The organism is Agathobacter sp., assembly GCF_977054825.1.
Genome location: NZ_CDRTEH010000001.1, coordinates 1 through 26,387 on the forward strand (window position 1 = coordinate 1; position 26,387 = coordinate 26,387).

Sequence of the window (26,387 nt, forward strand, 5' to 3'; positions counted from 1 at the left end):
CCGCCTTCTAGTAAGTTGATAGTAGGGCGTGTAACATTAACTTTGGCAGCCAGTTCTTCTTGAGAAAGATTCATCTCAACGCGCGCTAATTTAAGACGCATATTTTTCATTTATATAACCTCCTTTCTATATGTATTATATGATATATCAAACAAAATGTAAAGTATATAATACAAAAAATAATAAATATATAACGTTATATAACGTTATGTGAAAAAGATTATTATGTTTTGGTAATAAAGTATAAGGAAATTTTTAAATAGAGCTGCAACAAGAACAACTCCTTTTGGTCTGTTCGCAGGAGTAGAGTTTGGTAATTTGGGTGATAAAACGGATATAGAGTTAAATTGTATTTCACAATATTATAAGCGCGCTAGAGTTGATATGGAGTGGCTTAGTAAAATAGTTATAATATGTGAAAATAATCCAACATATTGGAATCATTTGAGATTTCGATTTAATTCAGATTGTTATGAAGCGGGAAATCTCATGAGTTTTTTGAAGAAACAGCGGGGAAACGAGAAAAGCCCCAGCGTCATAGACGGACTGATTGAAAAAGTCGGAATGTATGCGATGGAGAAAAAGTCGGTCAGTGCCGAACAGGTCAGCAGGAATTTCAGCATAAACAGTGAACAGGCTGAGAATGTTATAAAGCAGCTTGAGACAATCGGTGTGCTTGGAAAGAAAAATGAGGATGGCACTCATACGGTCATGATGGATAAGGCTGCATTTGTAAAGCGTATCAGAGGCTATCAGGAACTTGCAGAGAGAATGAGGGCGGTTGCAGCATCAAAGAATGCGAATCTGTCAGATGTGACTATCAGCAAGAAGCTGATTATCGAAGAGAATGACCATGCTGTTAAGACCAGAGTTCCCGGCACATGGGGAGAAGAGGCAAGATATGTATGGCTCCGTAAGGAAAACATCATGGAAATTCATGGTGGAAAGACAATACTTTATGAGTATATGGGAAGGAACCTGCATAAAAACAGATTCCTTAAATGAGGGAAAATCCCTGTCGAAGAATGGAAGTCCAGTTACTTTTCTGATAGAGAAATCGGACTATGATTACAGTCTGCTTTTCTTCATCAATCGTATAAAAGGCAAGGTAATTATTGATTATCACAAAACGAATGCCCCAGCTTGCCAGTACCGGATCATCTACCAGACAAAACTTCTGTGGCAGGTCGGCTAGTGAGCCTATCTGCTCAGTCGCAGCATCTAACAGATTATCTGCGGCATCAGGATTTTTGAGGGTAAATTCGATGTAATCCGCAGCACGCATAATATCGTGTTCTGCGGTGGAAGTGATATGAACCTGATAGCTCATCGACTGCGGCGGCTCCTGATATCAGCCATAGCTTCGGAAAATGGTCTGGTGTTGCCTGTGGCAATATCGTCCATTCCTTCCTTGATCTGGCTGTAAAGTTCAAAGCGGCTGGTCAGTTCTTCGTAGGCTTCAATGCTCATAACGGCAAGGTCGCCTTTTCCATTCTTCGTGATGAAAACTGGTTCAGGATAATTATGACAAAATGTAGAAATTTCATTGTAATTATTCCTTAAATCAGCACTTGATTTGATTGTTGGCATAAAAACACCTCCTATTTGATAACAAAATTATACACAAATTTTGTTATGAAGTCAATGGATATACCATTAGTGTTAGCAGGAAGATAACTTCCAGTTTGACAGACGGATGATTTACAGAAAAAATATCAGAATAGATAAACGGCAGGTGGTCATGTATGTAACAAGTATCAAAGACTACCTGCCTTTCTATGAAAAGATAGTTAATTGGTTATCCACTGCATAGAAATGTGAAAATACACATAAAATAGTAATGGATATTGATTAAATAAATCCTAGATGATATAATTCAATTACTAAAAAGTGTGTAAATTGACAAAAACAAGGAGTTGAACTCATGGAGATTAAAAGAGATGCATACCTTGAACAGTTAAAGATAAGAAAAGATAATGGAATGATAAAGATTATCACGGGAATCAGGAGATGTGGGAAATCATTCCTGTTATTTGTATTGTTTAAGAAATATTTATTGGAGAGTGGTGTAGATAATGACCATATCATTGAGATTGCTTTGGATGGCATTGAAAATGAGGAACTGAGAGATCCAAAGAAGTGCTACCAGCATATTAAAGAGAGGTTGGAAGATGACCAGAAGTATTATCTGCTTTTGGACGAAGTACAATTTATGTCACGATTTGAGGAAGTGCTGAACAGCCTGCTTCGAATCAGCAATATTGATGTATATGTGACTGGAAGTAACTCTAAGTTTTTATCCAGCGATATTGTAACTGAATTTAGAGGCAGAGGAGATGAGATAAGAATATATCCGTTGTCCTTCGCAGAGTTCTATGCGGCTTTCGATGGAGATTATGATGATGCTTGGGAGGAATATATGATATATGGTGGTTTACCACAGGTGGTACAGTTTTCTGTGGAACGCCAAAAGGCTGAGTATCTAAAAAATATTTTCACAAATGTTTATATTAAGGATGTTGTAGAACGAAACAAGCTGCGAAATGTTGATGAGATTGATACTTTAGTAGATATCCTTGCTTCTGCGATAGGAGCTCCTACTAACCCAACTAAAATATCAAATACGTTTAAAAGTGAACGAGGCATCAATTACAGCAATAAGACCATATCCAACCATATAGATTATCTTGTGGAGGCATTTTTGATTTCTAAAGCTGACAGATATGATATTAAAGGTAGAAAATATGTGGGAGCAAATCTGAAATACTATTTTTCAGATGTGGGACTTAGAAATGCAAGATTGAATTTTAGACAGCAGGAACCTACTCATATCATGGAAAATATTGTTTACAATGAGCTGCTTATCAGAGGTTATAATGTGGATGTTGGTATTGTAGAGGCGTATGCGAAAAATGATGAAGGAAAAACAACTCGAAAGCAGTTTGAAGTTGATTTTGTGGTCAATCAGGGTAGTCAGAGATATTATATTCAAGTGGCTTATGATATGACCTCTGAGGAAAAGCAGAAGCAGGAATTTAATTCATTTAGAAATATCCCTGATTCATTTAAAAAGATCGTGGTAGTAAACGGAACAAAAAAGCCTTGGAGAAATGAGGAAGGCTTTGTAATCATGGGAATGAAGTATTTTCTGCTTAATGCGGATAGTTTGGAGTTTTAGAAATATTGCTGGGATATCGCCAACGAAAAGTAATTATAGATAGTTTACTTGACTTTGCAAGCTATCCATTTTATTCTATCAATATAGAAGTAACTTATGAATTACTAACTTTAGAGTAGAGACATTAAAATCGCAAGTTACAGATTGGAGCATTATGAGAGCAGAAGAATTTGAAGAAACAGAGCTTGAATTCAATAGACAAACAAGTATTCTTTGTGAGGAATTTAAAGTAGTTTACAGGGCAATAGACGTAAATTGAATTCTTAATACGTGAATTTATGAAATTTCAGTTTATCGAGGTAATCCAAATACCAATTGAGCAACTGAATCAGCAGTCACAGGTTGATTACTTTATTATGAGATTTTTAATATTTTATCAATTAACTCTGACACAGATTTGACACAGCCTTCTGCATATTGCTTTACAGTAGCTGGAGAATGATGGAATGTATAACCATGCTTTGTTGCCCTTAACATATCAATGTCATTTTCAGCATCACCAATGGCGTAGACTTGTTCATGCATGAATCCAAGTTTCTGACAAAGGATGTTCATGGCGTTCCCTTTTGAACAGTCTCTCCACGCCATGTCAACATCCTGGATATTTACAAAAGCTCTCACCTCCTGGTGATCTGACTTTTCCAGCCAGTCTGCAAAAGCTTTTGCAGATTTATTGTCTTTGAAATGGAATGACATTCCATAAAGTTTTTCCGTTTTTAATAAATCAATACTGCTAATAGGTGTTATTGGCAGGCTGTACTGCTTTTTTTGATTGCATGAAAATACGTTGTCTTTCGTATGAACTGTTAATGGTATATCCGATGCATATTCGTTTATTATTTTTTTGATTGCTGCAAATGATACAGGTTCTTCATGCAGTATTTGTTGATGACTATCCGCGATAATACTCCCTGTACCGGCAATCATGTAATCAGGCAAAAGATATCCTTCCAACGGAGCAACTATCCATGGCAATGCTCTGCCGGAGTTAATTACGATCAGATTTCCTCTTTGCTGGAATTCCTTTATTGCATCTAAATCCGATTCCTTAAAATATGTTTTTCCATTATCAGAGAACAATATTGTTTCATCCATGTCTGTAAATAAAATATTTTTCTGTTTCATATTTTTCCTGCTAAATTGATCGTCTTGTTGCATTATCCTGGAAGCTAAAGTAATCAGGGCGATGGCGTGACTGGGTATATTCAAACATAACACCATCACTATTGTAAGTATGAGAGGTGACGACAGCCATACAGTTATAGTCTCCAAGATCCAAATATTTTTCATCAATTTCAGTCATCTTTTCTACGGTCATGATACGTTTACTTGTGACAATGGAAACTCCAAGAGTATTTTCCAGATAATCGTAAATCGACTTTTCTGCAATCTCTTTAGTTAGATCTTTAGCAACGCTTTTCAAAAAATAATTATGGTTTAGAATAAGTGCTTTCCCATCTAAGTAATGAAGTCTCTGCAGATAATAAATCTCATCGCCAATATTAAAACCGGTTTTTGCAGCAATTCTTTTGTCTACTACCAATTCTGCAAAGTGAATTACTTTGGTTTTGGCTTTCTGGTTATTTCTCTTTGCAGATTCCGTAAACGTTTCAATTGAGCCGATGGTAAATGAGGTCTGTAATATGGGCTGGAAGATAATTCGTACCCCTTTCCCCTGCATCGTCTGTACATATCCATCGGCTACCAGATCCCCGATGGCACGGCGAATGGTATTGCGTGAGCAGTCATATTCCTGCACCAGTGTATTTTCAGAGGGGAGAAGTTCCTGAAATTCATATTCTCCGGTCTCAATTTTTCTTTTCAAGTCTTTATAAATTTCTGCATATTTTGCTTTCGGCATAAGTTCCTCCACTTGTTTGAACACCCATCATTTATTATAATATTTACATAGGGAAAGTCAAGAATCAAATAAGACGTAGCATGTTTAAACGAGTTATAAAATAAGTGTTGACATGTTTAAACAAGCGTGATATAACATAATTACAAGAAAACTTGTTTAAACAAGGGTAAGCGCGAAACATTTATTTTAATAAGGAGAATCAATATGGGTAAGTATGCAAACGACGCAAAAGAATTACTGCGCCTTGTGGGAGGAAAAGAAAACATTGCTGCAGTATCACATTGTATCACACGAATGAGATTCGTATTAAATGATCCGAAGAAAGCGGATATTCAGAAAATTGAAGCAATGAAAGTTGTTAAGGGAAGTTTCACACAGGCAGGACAGTTCCAGGTAATCATCGGGAACACGGTTTCAGATTTTTATAACGACTTCATAGCAGTTGCAGGCATTGAAGGCGTATCGAAAGATGCTGTAAAGAGCGCAGCAAAACAGAATCAGAACGTAGTTCAGAGAATTATGACTGCATTAGCAGAAATTTTCGCTCCACTCATTCCTGCAATCATTGTGGGCGGTTTGATTTTGGGATTCAGAAACTGCATTGACAGCTTATATTTATTTGAAAACGGTACAAAGACGCTCTGTGATATCAGCCAGTTCTGGTCAGGAATTGACAGTTTCTTGTGGCTCATCGGAGAAGCGGTATTCCATATGTTGCCGGTTGGTATCTGCTGGTCTGTAACCAGGAAAATGGGTACAACACAGATGCTTGGTATCGTACTTGGACTTACACTTGTGTCTGGTCAGCTCTTAAATGCATATGCAGTGGCAGGCACAGCGGCAGCAGATATTCCAAAGTGGGATTTCGGTTTTGTAAAGGTAGATATGATTGGTTACCAGGCTCAGGTCATTCCTGCAATTCTGGCAGCATTTACGCTGGTATATCTTGAAAAATTCTTCAGGAAGATCTGTCCAGCCGTAATTTCTATGATCGTGGTACCTTTCTGTAGCTTAGTACTCTCTGTTATGGCAGCACACTTTGTGCTTGGACCAATCGGATGGAAAATCGGCTCTGTCATTTCCTCCGTTGTATACGCAGGAATCACAGGACCACTGAGAATTGTATTCGGTGCAATCTTCGGTTTTGTGTATGCACCGCTTGTAATCACAGGACTTCATCATATGTCAAATGCAATCGACTTACAGTTGATTGCTGACTTTGGAGGAACAATGTTATGGCCAATGATTGCTTTGTCTAATATCGCACAGGGTTCCGCAGTATTAGGCATGATCTATCTTCAGAAAAAAGATGCCCGGGCGCAGGAAGTAAACATTCCGGCATGTATCTCTTGTTATCTGGGGGTTACAGAACCGGCAATGTTTGGTGTAAACTTGAAACACAGTTATCCTTTCATCTGCGGTATGATTGGTTCTGCATGTGCATCAATTGTCTGTGTAGCTACAAAAAGTACAGCAAATGCAATCGGTGTTGGCGGTCTTCCGGGAATCCTTTCCATGCAGCCGCAATCCATGTTAACCTTTGCTATTTGTATGTTAATTGCCGTAGCAGTTCCATTTGCATTAACAGTTACGGTTGGTAAAAAAAAACTTCAGCCAAAAGAAGTTAAATCAGTAGAAGAAGTTAAATCAGAAGAAGTTAAATCAGCAGAGGTAACAGAATTAAAAGCATTTGCAACAGGTGATGTGATTACATTAAAAGAAGTGAATGACGGTGTGTTTTCCGAAGGAACCATGGGTGAAGGACTTGCAATCATTCCGGAGAATGAAACTGTTTATGCTCCGGCTGATGCAACAGTCAACTTACTTATGCAGGAGTCACGTCATGCATGTGGTTTAAAACTTGCAAACGGTGCAGAGATCCTTTTACATATCGGAATTGATACTGTAGCCATGAAAGGTGACGGTTTTGAATACCTTGTAAAAGAAGGCCAGAAGGTATCTGCCGGAACACCCCTGATCAAATTTGATAAAAAGAAAATCAGTGAAGCAGGTTATGTTGATACGATCATTTGCGTCATTGCTGAGCCAGGTAATATGGAAAATGTAACATTTATGACAGGCATTCATGCAATTGAAAAAGAGACAACAGTAGCAAAGACAGAATAAGAGGAAGTGTATGATAGATTTTAGAAAAAGCACTGTATATCAGATTTATCCCAGATCCTTTTATGATACCAACGGAGATGGCTTTGGGGATTTAAAGGGTGTGACGGCAAAGTTAGATTATATAAAAGAATTGGGCGTGGACTATATTTGGATGACTCCGTTTTTTGTGTCCCCCCAGTATGATAACGGTTATGATGTGGAGGATTACTATAACATTGATCCCCGTTACGGTACGATGGAAGATTTTGAAGAGCTTTCCAGAGAGGCACAGAAGCGTGGCATCAAACTGATGCTGGATATGGTATTTAACCATACCTCCAGCAATCATGAATGGTTCCAGAAAGCATTGGCCGGAGATGAAAGATATAAGAACTATTATATTTTCAAAAAAGGAAAAGAGGATGGCAGTGCACCCACAAACTGGGAAAGTAAGTTCGGAGGAAGTGCATGGGAATATGTGCCGGAAATGGATGAATACTATCTGCATTTATTCCATGTAAAGCAGCCGGATCTGAACTGGGATAACCCCAAGGTGCGTAAAGAGGTTCAGAAGGTTGTACGTTTTTGGATGAGCAAAGGTGTCAAGGGTTTCCGATTTGATGTAGTGAATCTTATCAGCAAAGATAAATTCGAAGATGATTTCGAAGGGGATGGCCGTAGATTTTACACTGACGGACCAAACATCCATCAGTACCTGAAAGAATTAAATGCGGAGTCATTTGGACAGGATGCAGAAATTATTACTGTCGGTGAAATGTCCAGCACATCTATGGAAAATTGTTTTGGATATGCAGGTGAAGACAGCCATGAGCTTTCCATGGTATTTAGCTTCCATCATTTAAAGGTTGACTTTATGGGGAATGAAAAATGGGTGCTTGTACCAACAGATTTCCAGAAATTGAAAGATATTCTCTTTAGCTGGCAAATTGGAATGGCCAAGAATCATGCCTGGAATGCAGTGTTCTGGTGCAATCACGATCAGCCGCGTCCGGTTTCCAGATTTGGTGATGAAGGAAAATACTGGAAAGAGTCAGCTAAAATGCTTGCGACCATCATTCATGGACTTCGCGGTACTCCATATATTTACCAGGGTGAAGAGATTGGTATGACAAATACCGATTTCACTGACATCAGTCAGTTTCGTGATGTAGAAAGTTTGAACCATTATGAAATTCTGCAGCAGAAAGGTCTTTCTAAAGAAGATGCATTTCGTATTATCCAGATTCATTCCAGGGATAACGGAAGAACACCAATGCAGTGGAATGGTGAAAATCACGGTGGATTTACCAAGGGAATGCCATGGATTGGTGTGAATGAAAATTATTCCAAGATTAATGCACAGAGCCAGCTGCATGATGAAACATCCATTTTCAACTACTATAAAAAGCTCGTAGCTTTACGTAAAGAGCTGGATATCATTGCATATGGTGATATCAGGCCGTTAGATGTAAGACATCCATCCATTATTGCCTATGAAAGAATTTACGGAGAGGAAAAAATGCTGGTAGTCTGTAACTTCTATAAAACAGAAGTTGTATGGGATAGTGGAATGGATCTGAAGGGCTTCGAAACATTGCTGGGCAACTATTCTGAACAAAAAATAGAAGGGTCAAAGATTTCCTTAAAACCTTATGAAGCAATGATGCTTTACAGAAAGAGATAATATATGAATCTTAAGATGACCAATCAAGATCTTAGCATCAGAAATGATGCTAGGGTCTTTTTATTTTGTAATAAATGCCTTCATGGAAATTCCAGCTCTACAAGCAGTCTTTACATTGACATCAGCAACATATGCATGGTATGGTACAAATAATAAGGTAGAGAGGCAACTATCACGAAGAACAGTCCTTCATCTCTATTGATTCAAAGAACATAGGAAAAGGAAGAGTAATTTTAGCCATGAAAAAGAGTCTGAGAATGACAGAGGGAAGTATCTCCCAAAAGATCATTTTTTTTGCAATTCCATTGTTTCTGGGAAATCTGTTCCAGCAATTGTATAATACTGCTGATTCCCTGATCGTAGGAAATTTTCTAGGAAGTAATGCACTGGCGGCAGTCAGTTCATCTGGAAATCTGATTTTTCTGATGGTAGGTTTTATTAACGGCATTGCCATGGGTGCAGGTGTTGTTATTGCACGATATTACGGAGCCAAAAAAAGAGACTGCCTGAAAAAGGCAATCCATACAACGGTTGCATTTGGACTTGTGGCCGGTGCTGTGATGACAGTTTTGGGAATGTTTCTGGCACCAAAGATCCTGGTATTGATGGGAACTCCTGCGGACGTGCTCCCGGAATCTATTGTGTATTTCCGTACATATTTTGCAGGGTCTATGGGTGTTGTCATGTACAATATCTTTGTTGGAGTTCTGCAGTCGGTCGGTGATGGACGCCATCCACTGATATATCTGATTATTTCTTCCTGTGTCAATGTCGTTCTGGATATTTTCTTTATCGCAGGTCTTGGCATGGGAGTCGGATCAGCAGCACTTGCAACCGCAATTTCACAGTTTGTCAGTGCACTGCTCTGTATGGTTCATCTGCTGCGTGTGGAAGAAGAATACCGTCTGGAATTGCGAGAGATTCGTTTTGACAGTTCTATGCTGAAGCAGATCATCCAGAATGGTGTACCATCCGGTTTTCAGAATTCAGTGATCGCGATCGCGAACGTCTTTGTACAGTCAAATATAAATGCATTTGGAAAAATGGCGATGGCAGGATGTGGTTCCTACTCCAAGATAGAGGGATTCGCCTTTTTGCCGGTGACCTGTTTTACAATGGCTCTGACAACCTTTGTCAGTCAGAATCTGGGTGCAAAACAGTATGACCGGGCGAAAAAGGGAGCAAGATTTGGAGTTCTCTGCTCGATTACTATTGCAGAGTTGATCGGTATTATCATATATGTGGCAGCACCGGTACTGATCACAGCGTTTAACAGAGATCCTGATGTTGTACATTATGGAGTCATGCAGTCCAGAACAATTGCGTTATTTTATTGTCTGCTGGCGTTTTCTCATTGCATCGCAGCAATACTTCGTGGATCAGGTAACGCATCCGTTCCGATGATCGTTATGCTCTGTGACTGGTGTTTGTTTCGCGTAAGCTACATTACTGTGGCAGTTCGTATTATCCCGGATATACGAGTGATTTTCTGGGCATACCCATTGACTTGGGGTATCAGCTCCGTGATTTTTCTGTATCTGTTCTTACGTGGAAAATGGGTTTACGGATTCGAGAAATCTCAAAAAAGACAATGATTAGTTTTCATTGCCTTTTTACATTAATCACCAGATGAAAATTAAATCTGAAATTTTTTGCTCTTTGATACAATTATTTATAATAAGTTATAGATTCTAAACTGCCATGAGTATTTATACTTTGAATATACGTATTATCATAATAAAAGAATTGGCTGCCATAAGTTTCTTCTAACATAAGTACAATAATAGCATAATTTCCTTCTGAAAAGTAGTCTATGAAAGCTCCTATGGCAGAAGGACATCTTTCTTTTGCATCTAATGCTATTTTTTTTATATCTTCGTTCTCTACAATTATTTTATTATAGCTTGAATCTCTTGTTGATATTTCAACACCATTAGTATATATAATATTATAATTTAATTTTTTAGCAGAAAATCCTTTTCTATTAAATAAATTTTTCTGTAAAGTTATTGTTACAGGTTTATTATTTATAATAGCAATATAGGTATCATCAGATTGTATAATTCCATTTTGATAGTTGTATTTTAATAAATAATTACAGTTATTTATTACATATAATTCATACACATAAGGAATTATAAAAACAATAACAGGAATTATACTTAAAATGATATATTTTTTGATACTTAAAATATTATAATCAGTATTATTTGATTTTTTTATTTTTCTATTTATACAACAAATACTTACTATATGAATGATGAATGATATTATAGAAATTGGAAATAAAAATATAAAGTCCCAACCTATATCTACTATTTCACTACCACATAAATAAAAACTAATGAAATTAAATATTATATATATAATTACGAGTTTTCTTAATTTCTTTAAATCATTATTCTTCATAAAAATTCTTGTTAAAAAAAATATTGACATTATTAACAATATAAAAACATTACAATATATTGCACTTTTTAACATAACTACTTTCCTCTCTTTCTATATAACATTTAAATAAGCTATCTATACCTTTATACAAATTATACCATATAATTTCAAAAAATGTCCGGGCATGCCCCATTGGGCGGTGGAATTTAGAAATTCATTTTGGTCGATAATAATTGACAAACACGTCCGTTGCCCATCGTTCGATAATGTGTTATACTTGTGCCATACAATGTAGACATAAGGAGAAGTGTTGAAATGAACAAAGGTAAAATTCGTACAAGGGGACTCACAATCCGCGCGAAGATCCTGATTCCGTCGATCATAATCGTTGTACTCGTCTGTGGTTTGATGGGATACAATTCCTACACGCGTTTTGAGGAAAGCATGGTGAGGATGGGCGTTGAGGAAGCAGACATGGCGGCAACGATCGTTGCGGATTCGCTGGATGCCAATCTGGTATCCGAAGTGACGGTAGGATCGGAAGGTACGCAGGTCTATCAGAATCTGCAAGGAGATCTCAGAAAAAAGCAAAAAGCATGCGGAATCGCTTTTTTATACACATTGTATACGGACGGAAAGAAAGTGTATTATGGTGTGGATTCGGACGAGGATGCGGCAAAAGTCGGTGATGAATTTGCGGATTCATACGCGGAACTGGAGTCGGTGTTCGGTGGAAAGGAATACGTTCAGGATTACATCGACCATACGGAAGACGGAGATCTGATTACGGTATACAAGCCTATTGAGGACAATGCAGGCAAGGTTGTTGCGGTACTCGGATGCGATTATGATGCTTCGTCGATCTCAGCGGAATTGCAGAGGGCAGTTGTCCAGACATTACAGATCGGAGGCATCTGTCTGCTTCTGGCAATCCTGATTCTGACGATTATCGTTAGCAGGATTACAAAGGGACTGATGCAGGTAAATGCGAAGATTTATGATCTGGTACATAATGAGGGTGACTTGACACAGAAACTGGATGTCAGAAGCGGGGATGAGCTGGAACTGATTGCGGGCAATGTGAATGAGTTGTTAGCGTATATCCGCAAGATTATGATCGGAATTTCGTCCGGATCCATGCGGCTTATGTCTACTTCCCGCAAAATGGTGGATCATGTGAACTCTGCGGATGAAAGCATTACCGATGTGTCGGCAACGATGCAGGAGATGAGTGCGGCGATGGAGGAAACGACTTCTTCACTCAATCAGATTACGGAGGCAATTGACGAAATCTATTCATCGGTAGAGCGTATTGCAGGTAATGCGGATGCCGGAAAAGTCTCTTCTCAGGAGATGGAGAGCCGTGCTTCCGAGGCGAATGATGCAGCAGCGGAGGGAGAGAAGAAAGCAAACATTGAGACCGAGAAGATGGCGGCTTCTTTAAATGAGAAGATTGCAAAGTCCAAATCGGTGGAACAGATCGAGGTTCTGACTTCCAACATTATCGAGATTACGGAACAGACCAATCTTCTTGCGCTGAATGCAAGTATTGAAGCGGCACGCGCAGGGGAAGCAGGACGCGGCTTTGCGGTGGTTGCGGATGAAATCGGAAAGCTGGCAGGTAATTCTGCGGATGCCGCAGCAAAAATCCGCCAGGTGAGTGCAGAGGTCATTCAGGCAGTGGATGAACTGGCAGAGGGATCGCAGCAGATGATCGAATTTGTCCGCAATTCCACAGAGGAAGGCTTCGGAGGTCTTGTTGCAACGAGTGAAAATTATGCGACCGATGCGAATGCGATGCGTGCGATGATGGAGCAGTTCGCGCAGACTGCGGAAGAACTTCGCAGCACGATGGATGGCATCCGTGAATCCATTTCCGCGGTCAACATTGCCGTGGAAGAGAGTGCCAAAGGCATTGCGGGAGTTTCCGAGTCTTCCGTACAGCTTACCGGTAACGTCAATGATATCCAAAGCGAGGCATCCGACAACAATGGCATTGCAGAGGATCTGGCAACGGAAGTCGGCAAATTCAAGCTTGAGTAGAGCTTATATAAAGATGGGGAACTAAACCAATTCCCGAATAGAAAAATCGCTCAGACCGTGAGGAAGAAGCAGTTGTTTCCAAAATGGAAACAACTGCGACAGACGGCAAGCGGTACAATACAAGCTATTACAATCTGGATGCTATTATTGCTGTCGGATACCGTGTTAATTCTAAAAAGGCTACGATGTTCCGCATTTGGGCAAATCGAGTATTAAAAGAATTTATTATTAAAGGCTATGTGATGGACGATGCACGACTGCGAGAACCTGAAAACCTTTTTGGTAAGGACTATTTTGAGGAACAGTTGGAGCGTATTCGTGATATTCGCTCCAGCGAGCGCCGTTTTTATCAAAAAATCACGGACATTTACTCCCAGTGCAGAATAAGCTTCATTACGCTGTCACTCATCATACGGCGGCTGAGATTGTTTATGGACGAGCCGATAGCACAAAACCAAACATGGGCTTGACAACTTGGAAAAATGCTCCGCAAGGGCGTATTCGCAAGTCGGATGTTTCAATCGCCAAAAACTACTTGAACGAAGAAGAAATGATAAATCTGAATGAGATCGTGACAATGTATCTGGACTATGCCGAAAGACAGGCACGGCGGGGAAATATCATGTATATGCAGGATTGGGTTAATCGTTTGGATGCGTTCCTCCAGTTCAACGAAGAAGATATTTTACATGACAAAGGCAAAGTGACCGCTGCCATCGCAAAGGCGTTTGCAGAAAGTGAATTTGAAAAATTTCGTGTTTTGCAGGACAGAACATATCAGAGTGATTTCGACCGTCTTGTGGCAAATATCGAAGAAAACAGCAAATAAACAAAATAAATCAGGAAACCCCACGGTTACGGATGGAACCGTGACATCGGCAAACTGCATCTGATTGTAAAAAGCTATAGAATACACTTCATAATGAAGATGTGATTTGTATATACAGGAGTATTGTTATAGTAATACATATGTATATCAAAATGTTAAAAGAATGAATATGGGTATTGAAATAATGGTAAATAATCTGCTAATTTTGATGTGACTATCGTGTATGAGGGAAACAGCGAAGGTAAGAGAAGATAAAGCCAGATAGTTTTGAGGACGTGGGAGAGATTCTGCGTCCTTTTTTGTAGTTTATTGCAACAAAGAACAAAGATTCGACAAAGATTCGAGATTGAATGAAAAACTAAACGCAAGGTAAGTACTACTTGATTTATAAAAGTTCTTAAATAAGGCACTTAAGAGTCTTAAAATGGTGTATTCATCTCTTTGTGACATAAGATCAAAAGGTGTTTGATTCTCGAATAATTCGCGCGTCACACTATTGATGTGTTCTGTGATTAAATGTACAGACTCATCACTGAGAGTAGAAAACTTTGTTCCTTTAGGGAGAATCTGTCGAATTAGTACGTAATTCTTTTCGATGCGGCCTTTTTGCCAAGATGCCCGTGGGTCACAATAAAAGATTCTGGTTCGACGAGCTCCGTTTTCGGTGAATTCAAGGTTATGTACGCCTTTGAATTCTGTTCCGTTATCCGTGAGAATAACCGGAAAAAGTTTTCTAAATAAATCTAGGCCAAGCAATAGAGTAAGCTTATCAAATACAGCATTTACACTAGCTTGAGATTTGTCAGGTAAAAGAAATATCAACATGAAGTTGGTGTTTCTAAATAACATTGTCATGAGAACGTTTCCACTACCACGAGCACCTATAACTGTATCCATTTCAACGATTGAAAGTTTTGGATTTTGCTCCATATAAGATGTGAAGTCAGTATAGGTCCTTCCTTGACGACATTTATAATCCATTTTCATCAGCACTTCGTGTGGACGGTTTTGTCGTTGACGATAGCGGACTTTCTTAGGTAAGTCAATGTTTCTGATGTGAAAAGCGTGTTGGTCAATGTAGTTGTAGATTGTTTTTTCTGAGAGACCAATTTCTTCGCCGTGAGATGCGAATATATGATTAATTGATTGTCCTTTGTTTACCAATGGCATTAATAAATCGTTTAATTCCATAAGACGTTCAGGACTTGTTCTAATGCCAGCACGAGCATCGTGTAGCTGTTTGCTATATTCAGCATGAGCACGATGTGCAGTGTAATAAGCGTGATTACGTTTACACTTTTTCTCATCAGGACATCCAGTACAAACATAAGGTGGTTTAGATAGTGCTTCGCAATTAAATGAAACAAACTGAGAACATAGTTTATTGCAATTAAATTCAGTGCAATTCTTGCATCTGTGATGGCAGGAATAGATAGATTCCTGATCACAAAGATTCCTGCGAATGCAGGAGCGGTAGTTAATGCAAGGATTATCTGAATAACGATATCCGTTAACAAAGCACCGATGATTTTTAACCTCCCTTGAAATCGTTGAGGGAGAACGATGAAGTCTCTTGGCAATGTACGAAAAAGGCATATCTTGTGCAAGATATTTTTCGATAATGGCTCTATCAGAAAGAGTTAGATGTTTACTCATATGTTTGCTCCTTTCTGGTCAGACAGCTATGAGTATATTTTAAAGGTTTGTAAAACTAAATGCACGATTGTAAAGGTAAAAGTAGGCAATTTTTTGCGTTAAATTTTTCAATTAATGAACAAAGATTCGTGTTGCGAGGGCAGATTTTTGGACTCGCAATGAGGCATAATTAATATAACAAATAAGCAGATAGCATAATCAGTATTAAATAGGTACATTATTTATTTAACCAATTTAAGGAGGAATCAATTATGTTAGGTAAGGATGGAAGAATTTATGACAGAAGCTTTGACAGTGATCACGATGGAAGTCTCAATGCGTATGAGCGTTCAATGATGGACAGCATTGTATTTGGCGAGGACAGCGATGAAAAATCATATATGGAAGATGAAAGTGACGATATTGAATACAGCCTAGCACTCGAGGGTGTTGATTTGGACGACCTTGAAGATATGAGTGAAGAAGAGAGAAACGAGGTCCTTGATGATGCCGGATTTGATCCTGATGATTTTGATTTTTGATTAACGGTTTTGGGAACAATGATTTGATCACTGAGATATTATTGACAACTATAAGGGAGTGTGCGATTATGAGAAATAACAAAAATTCTATTGCAGAAAACATAATTTTATTTCTGGTAGCTATCGGAGTATTTGCTATCATAGGCGGACTTTCAGGATTTTGGTCTGGTTCTGATGATGAAGAGTATTATGATTATGACTATTCACCATCAAGCTCATACTCGTCACATAGCAGTTCATCGTATCATTCAAGTGGCAGTAATGGAAGCGACAGTTATACACCAAAAAGCTATTCTTCCGGAAAATACAATAGTAGTAGTTCATCAGGAACCAGTACAAATTCTTCGGGCAGCAGTACGAGCAGCTATGGCAATTCCGGTAGCAACTCTACATATTCAGGAAGCTCTTCAAGCAGCGGCTCCGGTTCAAAGAAATATTATCATGATTCATACGATGATGGTTATGATGATGTCTACATGGATGGAGACTATGATGATGACAGATACGACAGCGATGATGATTATGCGGCCGGTGTAGATGATGCTATTGATGACGATGATGAGGACTGGTAAATTTTTGGGGAGGTATTGCTATGCCATACGATGGATACGGTGGCGATGAAGGTTTTCCACATGATGGAAGACAGGGAAGATACGGTTATTATTTGGACAAAAAATTAAGAAGAAAGGTATAACAGGAAGTAAATAATGGTAAAGAAGATAATGCGTGATCCATTGTTTCTTGCACAGAAATCAGTGGATGCTACAGAAGATGACAAACAGGTGGTTACGGATTTACTTGACACATTGAGAGCAAATCTTGACCATTGTGTTGGCATGGCGGCTAACATGATTGGCGTGAAAAAGAATATCATAGTGGTTGCGGCCGGACCATTCCAATTTGCAATGATTAATCCGGTGATTACCGGAAAATCAGGAGCTTTTCAGACGGAGGAAGGCTGTCTTTCGCTGGAGGGTGTGAGACCATGCACGAGATATAAAGAGATTGAAGTGGATTATCTCGACCAAAATTTCAAAAAGAAACATGGCAAATACACAGGCTGGACAGCACAGATAATTCAGCATGAGGTGGATCATTGTAATGGGGTGGTCATATGAAGCTAAAGAACATACTAATAGTAGTGGACAATATCGAAGAGTCAATCCACTTCTATAACGAACTGTTTGGCCTTAATGTGATTTCGAGACAGGAAGGTAATGTAATAATGTCGGAGGGGCTTGTACTGCAGGATTCCGGAATATGGCAGGAAAGCATGCAGATACAGACTATTCCATACAATAACAGGACAGAACTGTATTTTGAAGATAATGATATCGAAGGTGTAGTTAAAAAGCTGGAGTCAGGGAAGTATGCGTTCAGGTATGCTACAGAATTGACAGAACTTGACGGAGGACAAAAGCTTGTAAGATTTTATGATCCGTCCGGAAACCTTATTGAGGTGCGTACTCCATGGGATAAATTTATGGCCTGAACGATATGCGGACTGCGTATCAATGGACAGAGCATTGGAATTACTCAAAAAATGATATAGAGTAAAGAGTCTTTTCTGAATACCTTTGTTACCGAAATACATTACATAAACTTCAAGATTATGTTGCAGTAAATTCAATAAATCAGTATCATATATTTATGCTGCAATTGAAACAATAAAATAAGATAGTATAATAGAACAGAAAGGAAGGACAAAATGACTTTTGAAAGCCTGAAGGTGTTAAAATGGTAAAAATTATATCTGACAGCACATGCGATCTGTCACAGGAAGTTTTAAAGAAATACGATATCGATATTATTCCTTTACATATAGTAAAAGGAAACGAAGAATTAGAAGACGGCCCGGCAATTGATATAGCTGCATTATATAAATGGGCGGATGAAAATAAGACGACACCGAAGACTTCGGCACCATCCATAGAGACGGCTATGAACATTATGCGTCCATATATTGAGGCTGGCAGGGAAATTATCTGTTTCTCGATATCCGGCGAGATGTCAACATCCGGGAATGTAATTCGGATGGCGGCGGAAGAAATGGAAGCAGAAGATGCGGTCACTGTAATTGATTCAAGAAATTTGTCAACAGGAATTGGTCTGCTTGTTGTGGAGGCTGCAATTATGGCGGCAGACGGTAAATCGCGTGAAGAAATCAGAAAAAGAATTTCTGAATTAATTCCAAAAGTCCGGGCTAGTTTTGTGGTTGATACACTTGTATATCTTTACAGAGGTGGCAGATGTAGTGCTGTTTCCGCGTTAATCGGCGGAGCATTGGCACTTCATCCTATGATTGTTGTGAAAGAGGGAAAAATGGATGCAAGCAAAAAATACCGCGGCAAAATCGGCAAGGTAATAAAGAATTATGCCCACGATTTAGAGGATGATATGAAAAATGCAATGACGGACCGAGTATTTATCACACATTCTGAATGCGATGAAAGCGTTGTTGATGAGGTAAGAGATTATATCGCTTCGCTTGGCATTTTCAAGGAAATTATAGAGACAAGAGCAGGTGGTGTGATTTCATCACATTGTGGACCGGGTACGCTTGGCGTTTTATTTATATCAAAATAATGCAATATATGCCCCGGTAAATAATAATTCCGGTGTGTCAAAAGCAAATTATAAACAATTTATAAATTATTAGCACTCTCTCTTGACGAGTGCTAATTTTGGGTGTATAACATAGTCAAGAACAAAGGAAAGGAACAAAAAGCAAAGGCTTTGAGTTCTTGAAACATCCCGGTTCCAAAGAAACAGGTTGACACAGATTTTATAGATTAAGAAGGAGAGATGACTTATGTTGATGCCTAGTATTTTTGGAGAAAACTTATTTAACGATGATTGGATGGATTTTTCATTTCCTGATGTTGATAAGGTGCTTTATGGTAAACACGCAAAGGACGTTATGAAGACTGATGTCAAGGAAACTGACAATAGCTACGAAGTAGATATAGATCTTCCGGGCTTCAAGAAGGATGAGATTGAGGCTAAGCTGGAAAATGGTTACTTAACTATCAGCGCAGCCAAAGGACTTGACAAGGAAGAAAAGGACGAGAAGGATGGCAAGTACATCCGTAAGGAGCGCTATTCCGGCGCTATGAGCAGGTCTTTCTATGTAGGTGATGAGCTGAAACAGGAAGATATCAAGGCAAAGTATGAGGATGGTATTCTTAAACTTTCAGTTCCGAAGAAGGAGCCAAAGAAGGTTGAGACCACAAAGCATATTGCTATTGAAGGATAAGCTTAATTTAAATTATTTTATGAGAAGTCGCACAGGCCTATGGCCTGGGCGGCTTTTTAAATTAAAATCAAGAGGAATAGGAAGATTTTCTTGAAGTGTGTGGATATTTATGATATTTTAAAAATTAGAAGAATAGTCCTATAAGCAGGAAAAGCTTTTCGAGAGGAGGAATTATGATGATGGAAACAAAAGAAATTTCGGAATTGACGCGGTCGAATCGCATTGCGATGCTGGCGCATATCAGTACGGTAACGGTTATGGTGTTTTTTATGATATGGGAAATAGTAAGAGGACAACTGTCTCCGGTATATATGATAATCGCTACGGTCGTTGGTGTCATACCTTTGATTGGCGAGGTGATTTGTTGGAAAGGTAATACGGAACATGCGATGATCAAACATCTGGTTTCCTATGGATTTGCATTGTTTTACACAATATGTCTTTTTACCTCACCAACAAATATGATTTATGTATTTGTAATTCCGATGGTTTTTGTCGTCACCATTTACAGTGATACACGTTTTCTTCTTCTGATAAATACAGGTACCATATTAGAGAGTTTCATTGTTGTTGTGCTTGGTGCGACAAAAGGCGGTTTTGGGTATCATGGAATCGAAGCAGCAGTTGTACAGATTGTTGTTATGATCATGGTTGGAGCAAATTCTGTTTTGACTACAAAAGTGATTCGCGAAAACACAAGAAAGAGATTTACAGAAGTGGCGCAGGCAAAAGCAGAGGCAGAAAATCTTCTGGAAAGGAATGAGGAACTTGGTCAGCAGCTTTCCGGCAATATTGCAGATATCAATGTTCGTTTCGAAAAGCTGACAGCGGCATCTAAGACAACGACTGAGGCAATGCAGGAAGTATCTGCAGGTGCTACTGATACCGCAGAGCATGTGCAGAATCAGTTGGAACAGACGCAGGCAATTCAGGATAAGGTGGATGAAGTTGCAACCGCTGTGGAAGAAATCGGAAACAGCATGACGCTTACTCTGAAAGCGTTAGCGGAAGGCAAACAGGATATCGAGCACCTGGCATCGGAAGTTGAAGCTTCTGTTGATAATGGAACCGAGGTTACAGAAAAACTGGAAAATCTGAACCAGTATATGGATGAAATGAATTCCATTGTAGAACTGATTGGAGGCATTACGAATCAAACGAGTCTTCTTGCATTGAATGCGAGCATTGAAGCAGCCCGTGCCGGAGAGGCAGGAAGAGGATTTTCTGTCGTTGCAACAGAAATTTCCGGTATGGCAACGAGAACCAAAGAAGCAACCGTACATATTACAGAGTTGATAAACAACGTATCCAATGCAATCATGGAGGTGGTCGGTGTTGTCTCCAAGATGGTAGATGGAATTAACGAAGAGAAGACCGGTGCATCTAATGCAGAAGAAAGCTTTGAGAGTATAGAGGACAATACGCGGGCAATTCAGGAAAATGCAGATACTCTTTCAAGAAGCATTTCCGAGCTGCAGAATGCAAATAAGGAAATTATAGATTCCATTCAGACAATCTCAGCGATTTCCCAGCAGGTATCGGCGCACGCAGGCGAGACGATGCAGGCAGAGGAAGACAATTTGAATGTAATGCAGGATGTAAGTGCGATTATGCAGAAGCTGGCAACACTGGCTTCTCATTCATAGATGCTGGCAACAAAGAATTATAAAAGGATGAAAAGGGTTCGAAAGAACTCTTTTTGTGTATAGAAAAATGGGAATAATAGAACGGTAATAATATTTGTATTTTGCCCCTCAATCCGCTATACTATAGCTAAGTATAGCGGATTGATATGTTTTGTGGAGGTTCATATGGTGAGCACTTTAAAACTGCCGGTAGGAATTGAAAATTTTGAGGAAATTAGAAAACTCGGTTTCTATTATATTGACAAGACAAGGCTTATAGAACAGCTTTTACAGGGATGGGGAAAGGTGACTCTTTTTACACGTCCAAGGCGTTTCGGAAAGACCCTCAATATGAGCATGCTAAAAAGCTTTTTTGAGATTGGCATGGAGAAGTCTTTGTTTGAAGACTTATATATTTCAGGCAACAAAGAGCTTTGTGACAAATATATGGGAAAATATCCGGTTATATTCCTGTCATTAAAGAGCGTGGAGGGATTGAAATACGAGGATGCCATATATCGTATTACTGAGCTTATAGGAATAGAGGCAGAAAGATTCGGCTTTTTGGAAGATAGTGAATATCTGTCAGAAAATGAAAAAAAGCGTTACAAGGCGATTATTGCATTGAAGGATGGAACGAATGCAATGGATGAAAAAGCGCTTGTATCAAGTCTGCAGATTTTATCTCAATTATTATATAAGCATTTCGGGCAAAAGACAGTAATATTAATTGATGAATATGATGTACCTCTGGATAAGGCATTCCAGAATGGTTACTATAAAGAGATGGTTTCACTTATCAGAGGACTCTTTGGAAAGGCACTCAAGACTAATGAGTTTCTGCAGTTTGCCGTACTCACAGGCTGTCTTCGTGTATCCAAGGAGAGTATTTTTACAGGTCTCAACAATTTTGAAATCAATTCCATTGTAGATATTGCCCATGATGAGCAGTTTGGTTTTACTGATGATGAGGTAAGGAAGCTGCTTTTAGATTATGACAGGTCTGAGCGTTACCCTGATGTAAAGGAGTGGTATGATGGCTATCATTTCGGTAATACCGATATTTATTGTCCGTGGGATGTAATAAATTTTGCCAAGAAGCTGGTTTTTGACCCGTCAGCCAGACCGAGTGCATTTTGGATTAACAGCAGTGGCAATGACATGGTGAAGCGCTTTGTAGACAAGGCAGACCAGACCACGAGAGATGAGATAGAAAAGCTCGTGGCAGGTGGATTTGTGGAGAAACAGCTCCGCCTTGACTTGACCTATGATGAGATTGACAATACTATAGACAATCTGTGGAGCGTACTTTTTACAACAGGCTACCTGACTAAGGCTGGTGAGGTGAAGCTACCTGACAGCGAGAGCTATGCCTACAAGCTGGTGATTCCCAATAAAGAGGTGCGAGAAGTGTTTGTTCTCCAGATTCAGGAGTGGTTCAAGGCTGTTGTCGCAAAAGATGATGATACCATGAAGCTTTTATCTAGAGCTATCCTTGATAAAGATGAGAAGCAGATTGCAAGACAGCTTAACATCGTGATGAGCCGCATGATAAGTATACTTGATACCAAGGCTTCTGATGATATGAAAGAGAATTTCTATCACGGTCTGCTCCTCGGCCTGCTTCGCGGAAGCAATCCGGGCTGGCTTATTAAGTCAAATCGTGAGTCGGGAGACGGTTTCAGTGATATTTTAATCAAGCCGGAGGACCCGGATGCAGGCATAGTTATTGAAGTGAAATATGCAAAAGAGATGAAAAACCTTGATGCAGCGTGTGAGGCGGCTATGACGCAGATTAAGGAGAAGAGATATGATGAGGCTCTGCGCGATGAGGGCAGGTGCGATATTTTAGCATACGGCATTGCTTTTTGCAGGAAAAGGTGCAGGGTTGTAGGAGAAAAAATAAATGATTAAAAACATAATAAAAGCTGTAAAGTGGTTTTGTATTTAAAAAATATAGTGAAAATAGGCATTATGTTCTATTGAAAACTTTAGCGCGTTAATGTAAAATGTCTTTGTTTCGAAAATATAATAATTTATGGGAATATTAAGTACAAAGTAGAAAAGTTATGTTAGTTGTAGTATTGCTTTTACTTGCATGGTTGTTTGATTCGTGGGATGATATGATAAACAATTATCTTCTTGGATACCGTTATTGGTGTGGAGAAGAAAGTAAAGATTTTTTTATCTTTGTATGCTTTATTTTTACAAGGATATATAAATAAAAAACTATACTATTATTAAAGGAGTTTGAAAATGGCATTAACAGAACAAAAGAAACAAGAATGGGAAGAAACCTTACGTAAAGGTGAATTAATCAGTGTATCTGATAAAATCACAGATCATACACAGGGTGATTTATGGGAAATGTTATCTCAGACAAGAGGAAATTTTTTCCTTACAGAAACAAATCTTATATTTGTAGGTGGTCTTTTAGGAGCTAAAACGCTTAATATTCCTTTTAACAAGATTACAGGGCTTTCACTTTGTAATGTAGGTGGTATAATACCGATTATGCCAACTGGGATTAAAGTTGCATACACAGATGAAAAAGGTAAAAATCGTGCAGCAAAATGCTCTGTACTTAAAAGAAAAATATGGCTTGAATGCATCAAAAATAAAGCACATATCTAGTCATACTCAGAAGAAATATTATCTCTCATATCAGAGGGCTGGAATTTATTCCAGCTCTTTATTGTTTTTTAAATTACTGCAATTCTTTTAAAAAGGGAATTGTTTGGAATAAATCCGGAATAGTAATAATAATTGTAATTTGCCCCTCAATCCGCTATACTATAGCTAAGTATAGCGGATTGATATGTTTTGTGGAGGTTCATATGGTGAGCACTTTAAAACTGCCGGTAGGAATTGATAGTTTTGAAAAAATCAGAAGGAACAGCTTTTATTATATTGACAAGACAAAGCTCATAGAGCAATTGGTTGAAACCGGTGGAGAGGTCACTCTTTTTACGAGGCCGCGCCGTTTCGGTAAAACCCTGAACATGAGTATGCTTAAGGCTTTTTTTGAAACCGGGGCGGATGAGTCATTGTTTGATGGCTTATATATTGCGCAAAATAAGGCACTTTGCGAAGAACATATGGGTAAATATCCGGTTATATTCCTGTCATTAAAGAGCGTGGAGGGATTGAAATACGAGGATGCCATATATCGTATTACTGAGCTTGTAGGAATAGAGGCAGAAAGATTCGGCTTTTTGGAAGATAGTGAATATCTGTCAGAAAATGAAAAAAAGCGCTACAAGGCGATTATTGCATTGAAGGATGGAACGAATGCAATGGATGAAAAAGTGCTTGTATCGAGTCTGCAGATTTTATCTCAATTATTATATAAGCATTTCGGGCAAAAGACGGTAATATTAATTGATGAATATGATGTTCCTCTGGATAAGGCATTTCAGAATGGTTACTATAATGAGATGGTTTCACTCATCAGAGGACTCTTTGGAATGGCATTAAAGACAAATGAGAGCCTGCAGTTTGCAGTTTTGACAGGATGTTTACGGATCACGAAGGAAAGCATCTTTACAGGGCTCAATAACTTTAAGGTGATGTCTATTCTGGATGCAAGATTTGATGAACAGTTTGGATTTACAGATAATGAAGTGAAGAAAATACTGGATGATTACGATTTGGCATCACATTTCGAAGAGACAAAGGAATGGTATGATGGGTATCATTTTGGTAAGGCTGATATTTATTGTCCATGGGATGTCATAAACTATGTTGATCAGTTAAAATATGACAAGACTGCAGAACCGCAGGATTTCTGGTCAAACTCAAGCGGAAATGCGATTGTCCGCAGATTTATCGATATGGCTGATGTTTCAACAAAAACGGAAATAGAGAGGCTGATAGCAGGGGAGAGTATTGAAAAGGATGTAGCTCCTGAGCTGACCTACGACGAGATATATAAGAGCATAGAAAATCTGTGGAGCGTGCTTTTTACGACAGGTTATCTGACGCACAACGGCCGCACTGAAAGCGGAAAATATTGTCTTGTAATTCCAAACAGAGAAATCAGAAATCTTTTTGTCAAAAAAATAAAAGAATGGTTTTCGGATGTGTCTAAAAGTGATGGAAAAACACTCGAAGAGCTTTGCAGTGCGTTTGTGAATGAAGATGCACAAAAGATTGAACAGATATATGGTGATTATCTGTGGAACACAATAAGCATACGAGATACAGCAGTTGCAAAAGAGAAGAAAGAAAATTTTTATCATGGCATTCTGTTGGGGCTCCTGGGCTACAAGTCAAACTGGCTTATCAAATCGAATGCTGAGTCGGGAATCGGATATAGTGACATACTTGTGGAAGTACCGACAAACAGAACAGGAATTGTAATAGAGCTCAAGTACGCTGAAGATGGTGATTTGGATGCTGCCTGTGATAAGGCATTAAAGCAGATTGAGGAAAAAGATTATGTGGCAAAGCTAAAGCAGGATGGTATGGATAACTTCATCAAGTATGGTATTGCATGCTTTAAGAAAGTGTGCAGGGTTGTAGGAGAAAAAATAAATGATTAAAAACATAGTATTTGATATAGGAAACGTGCTCGTCAGGTTCCAGCCGGACGAGGCAATGCGTGAGATTGGCATAGAAGAAAATAAAATAGCAGCTTTAGCCCATGCAACATATGAAAACCCTGTCTGGGTTGAGCTGGACCGTGGTGTCATTCCTGAGAACGAGATAATTGATGAGATGGTTAAGGTGGCTCCACAGTATGAGGCAGATATCAGGAGATTTTTCGAAGAGGGAAAGGCTTTTGTTGTAAAGGCATTCGACTATGCAGCAGACTGGATTAAGGAGTTAAAGAGCAGAGGCTATAAAGTGTATTTGTTATCGAATTATCCAAAGGATTATTTCGAGCTTCATACACACAGTGAACTTAGTTTTGTATCACTTGTTGACGGCAAAGTCATTTCAGCTATGGTTGGGATGATAAAGCCTGATGCCGGTATCTATCAGTGTTTGTTTGATAAATACAATCTGAATCCAAAGGAATGTGTGTTCATAGATGACAGACCGGAGAATATCGAGGGTGGAAGAAAGCTTGGTATGGAGGGAATAGTGTTTACAGACTATGAGACCGGAAAGAAAAAGCTGGAGAGGATGCTGTCTGAGAAATAAAACAGTATTGTAAAGGAGTAAGGTTAAAATGAAGCTTTGTAAGACAGAGAAAAGGAAATAATATAAAAGACAGGAGATTATTCGCTATA

The 26,387-nt window shown here is 38.8% G+C and carries 24 protein-coding genes and 1 pseudogene; 18 read left to right on the top strand and 7 right to left on the bottom strand.

Features of this window, described 5'->3' with window-relative positions; all coding sequences use genetic code 11:
* Positions 1 to 110 (bottom strand): helix-turn-helix transcriptional regulator (locus ACW6PM_RS00005; RefSeq protein ID WP_456056075.1); only part of this gene is annotated, 110 nt, incomplete at its 3' end.
* Between the two features lie 133 nt (positions 111 to 243).
* On the opposite strand from ACW6PM_RS00005, the gene ACW6PM_RS00010 reads away from it, so the two are divergent.
* A complete protein-coding gene (locus ACW6PM_RS00010; protein WP_456056076.1) occupies positions 244 to 1,005 on the top strand; it encodes a lantibiotic dehydratase in 762 nt (253 codons plus the stop codon).
* Here ACW6PM_RS00010 and ACW6PM_RS00015 read toward each other — a convergent pair.
* Both ACW6PM_RS00015 and ACW6PM_RS00020 read right to left on the bottom strand, forming a co-directional pair.
* A complete protein-coding gene (locus ACW6PM_RS00015) occupies positions 998 to 1,330 on the bottom strand; it encodes a type II toxin-antitoxin system RelE/ParE family toxin (protein ID WP_249398292.1) in 333 nt (110 codons plus the stop codon). The two genes, ACW6PM_RS00010 and ACW6PM_RS00015, sit on opposite strands and share 8 nt — an antisense overlap.
* Entirely contained in the window at positions 1,327 to 1,590 is a 264-nt protein-coding gene (locus tag ACW6PM_RS00020) for a type II toxin-antitoxin system prevent-host-death family antitoxin (RefSeq protein ID WP_022352516.1), read from the bottom strand. The genes ACW6PM_RS00015 and ACW6PM_RS00020 overlap by 4 nt, the downstream gene beginning before the upstream one ends.
* A gap of 334 nt (positions 1,591 to 1,924) precedes the next feature.
* Between ACW6PM_RS00020 and ACW6PM_RS00025 the strand changes: the two genes are divergently transcribed.
* Complete coding sequence (locus ACW6PM_RS00025) at positions 1,925 to 3,178, top strand: ATP-binding protein (protein WP_456055766.1); 1,254 nt, start codon at positions 1,925 to 1,927, stop codon at positions 3,176 to 3,178.
* Positions 3,179 to 3,532: 354 nt separating this feature from the next.
* Here the strand turns inward: ACW6PM_RS00025 and ACW6PM_RS00030 are convergent, their stop codons facing one another.
* Positions 3,533 to 4,303, bottom strand: a complete 771-nt coding sequence (locus tag ACW6PM_RS00030) for an HAD-IIB family hydrolase (protein ID WP_456055767.1) — start codon at positions 4,301 to 4,303, stop codon at positions 3,533 to 3,535.
* Between the two features lie 10 nt (positions 4,304 to 4,313).
* Positions 4,314 to 5,039, bottom strand: a complete 726-nt coding sequence (treR, locus tag ACW6PM_RS00035; protein WP_456055768.1) for a trehalose operon repressor — start codon at positions 5,037 to 5,039, stop codon at positions 4,314 to 4,316.
* Between the two features lie 204 nt (positions 5,040 to 5,243).
* Here treR and treP point away from each other — a divergent pair, with 204 nt between their 5' ends.
* From treP to ACW6PM_RS00050, 3 genes are all read left to right on the top strand, one after another.
* Positions 5,244 to 7,166 carry a PTS system trehalose-specific EIIBC component gene (gene treP / locus ACW6PM_RS00040; RefSeq protein WP_456055769.1) on the top strand — a complete coding sequence of 641 codons (1,923 nt, stop codon included), beginning with the start codon at positions 5,244 to 5,246 and terminating at the stop codon, positions 7,164 to 7,166.
* A 10-nt stretch (positions 7,167 to 7,176) separates the two neighbouring features.
* Entirely contained in the window at positions 7,177 to 8,829 is a 1,653-nt protein-coding gene (gene treC, locus ACW6PM_RS00045) for an alpha,alpha-phosphotrehalase (protein WP_456055770.1), read from the top strand.
* Between the two features lie 239 nt (positions 8,830 to 9,068).
* A complete protein-coding gene (locus ACW6PM_RS00050) occupies positions 9,069 to 10,424 on the top strand; it encodes an MATE family efflux transporter (RefSeq protein WP_456055771.1) in 1,356 nt (451 codons plus the stop codon).
* Positions 10,425 to 10,497: 73 nt separating this feature from the next.
* On the opposite strand, the gene ACW6PM_RS00055 is transcribed toward ACW6PM_RS00050, so the two are convergent.
* Positions 10,498 to 11,313 carry a hypothetical protein gene (locus ACW6PM_RS00055; protein ID WP_456055772.1) on the bottom strand — a complete coding sequence of 272 codons (816 nt, stop codon included), beginning with the start codon at positions 11,311 to 11,313 and terminating at the stop codon, positions 10,498 to 10,500.
* A gap of 222 nt (positions 11,314 to 11,535) precedes the next feature.
* Here ACW6PM_RS00055 and ACW6PM_RS00060 point away from each other — a divergent pair, with 222 nt between their 5' ends.
* Together ACW6PM_RS00060 and ACW6PM_RS00065 are read left to right on the top strand one after the other, a co-directional pair.
* Positions 11,536 to 13,263 carry a methyl-accepting chemotaxis protein gene (locus tag ACW6PM_RS00060; protein WP_456055773.1) on the top strand — a complete coding sequence of 576 codons (1,728 nt, stop codon included), beginning with the start codon at positions 11,536 to 11,538 and terminating at the stop codon, positions 13,261 to 13,263.
* 59 nt (positions 13,264 to 13,322) lie between these two features.
* Positions 13,323 to 14,092, top strand: a pseudogene (locus ACW6PM_RS00065) (virulence RhuM family protein); the annotation flags it as partial.
* Positions 14,093 to 14,398: 306 nt separating this feature from the next.
* On the opposite strand, the gene ACW6PM_RS00070 reads toward ACW6PM_RS00065, so the two are convergent.
* Entirely contained in the window at positions 14,399 to 15,748 is a 1,350-nt protein-coding gene (locus ACW6PM_RS00070) for an IS30 family transposase (protein WP_456055774.1), read from the bottom strand.
* A gap of 251 nt (positions 15,749 to 15,999) precedes the next feature.
* Between ACW6PM_RS00070 and ACW6PM_RS00075 the strand changes: the two genes are divergently transcribed.
* From ACW6PM_RS00075 to ACW6PM_RS00125, 11 genes are all read left to right on the top strand, one after another.
* The gene (locus tag ACW6PM_RS00075) at positions 16,000 to 16,269 is read left to right on the top strand and encodes a uroporphyrin-III methyltransferase (protein WP_456055775.1); all 270 of its coding nucleotides are present in this window, start codon (positions 16,000 to 16,002) and stop codon (positions 16,267 to 16,269) included.
* Positions 16,270 to 16,337: 68 nt separating this feature from the next.
* Positions 16,338 to 16,841, top strand: a complete 504-nt coding sequence (locus tag ACW6PM_RS00080) for a hypothetical protein (RefSeq protein WP_456055776.1) — start codon at positions 16,338 to 16,340, stop codon at positions 16,839 to 16,841.
* 135 nt (positions 16,842 to 16,976) lie between these two features.
* Positions 16,977 to 17,387 (top strand): peptide deformylase, encoded by a 411-nt coding sequence (locus tag ACW6PM_RS00085; RefSeq protein ID WP_055062460.1) that lies wholly within the window; start codon positions 16,977 to 16,979, stop codon positions 17,385 to 17,387.
* The gene (locus ACW6PM_RS00090; protein ID WP_456055777.1) at positions 17,384 to 17,761 is read left to right on the top strand and encodes a VOC family protein; all 378 of its coding nucleotides are present in this window, start codon (positions 17,384 to 17,386) and stop codon (positions 17,759 to 17,761) included. The genes ACW6PM_RS00085 and ACW6PM_RS00090 overlap by 4 nt, the downstream gene beginning before the upstream one ends.
* Positions 17,762 to 18,006: 245 nt before the next feature.
* Positions 18,007 to 18,855, top strand: a complete 849-nt coding sequence (locus ACW6PM_RS00095) for a DegV family protein (RefSeq protein WP_456055778.1) — start codon at positions 18,007 to 18,009, stop codon at positions 18,853 to 18,855.
* Between the two features lie 226 nt (positions 18,856 to 19,081).
* The gene (locus tag ACW6PM_RS00100; protein WP_456055779.1) at positions 19,082 to 19,525 is read left to right on the top strand and encodes an Hsp20/alpha crystallin family protein; all 444 of its coding nucleotides are present in this window, start codon (positions 19,082 to 19,084) and stop codon (positions 19,523 to 19,525) included.
* A 173-nt stretch (positions 19,526 to 19,698) separates the two neighbouring features.
* Complete coding sequence (locus ACW6PM_RS00105) at positions 19,699 to 21,171, top strand: methyl-accepting chemotaxis protein (RefSeq protein ID WP_456055780.1); 1,473 nt, start codon at positions 19,699 to 19,701, stop codon at positions 21,169 to 21,171.
* Positions 21,172 to 21,336: 165 nt separating this feature from the next.
* Positions 21,337 to 23,064 (top strand): AAA family ATPase, encoded by a 1,728-nt coding sequence (locus tag ACW6PM_RS00110; protein WP_456055781.1) that lies wholly within the window; start codon positions 21,337 to 21,339, stop codon positions 23,062 to 23,064.
* A 342-nt stretch (positions 23,065 to 23,406) separates the two neighbouring features.
* On the top strand, positions 23,407 to 23,784 hold the full coding sequence (locus ACW6PM_RS00115; RefSeq protein WP_456055782.1) for a PH domain-containing protein: 378 nt from the start codon (positions 23,407 to 23,409) through the stop codon (positions 23,782 to 23,784).
* 203 nt (positions 23,785 to 23,987) lie between these two features.
* Positions 23,988 to 25,694, top strand: a complete 1,707-nt coding sequence (locus ACW6PM_RS00120) for an AAA family ATPase (RefSeq protein WP_456055783.1) — start codon at positions 23,988 to 23,990, stop codon at positions 25,692 to 25,694.
* A complete protein-coding gene (locus ACW6PM_RS00125; RefSeq protein WP_456055784.1) occupies positions 25,687 to 26,298 on the top strand; it encodes an HAD family hydrolase in 612 nt (203 codons plus the stop codon). Before ACW6PM_RS00120 ends, ACW6PM_RS00125 begins: the two co-directional genes overlap by 8 nt.
* Positions 26,299 to 26,387: the final 89 nt, after the last annotated feature.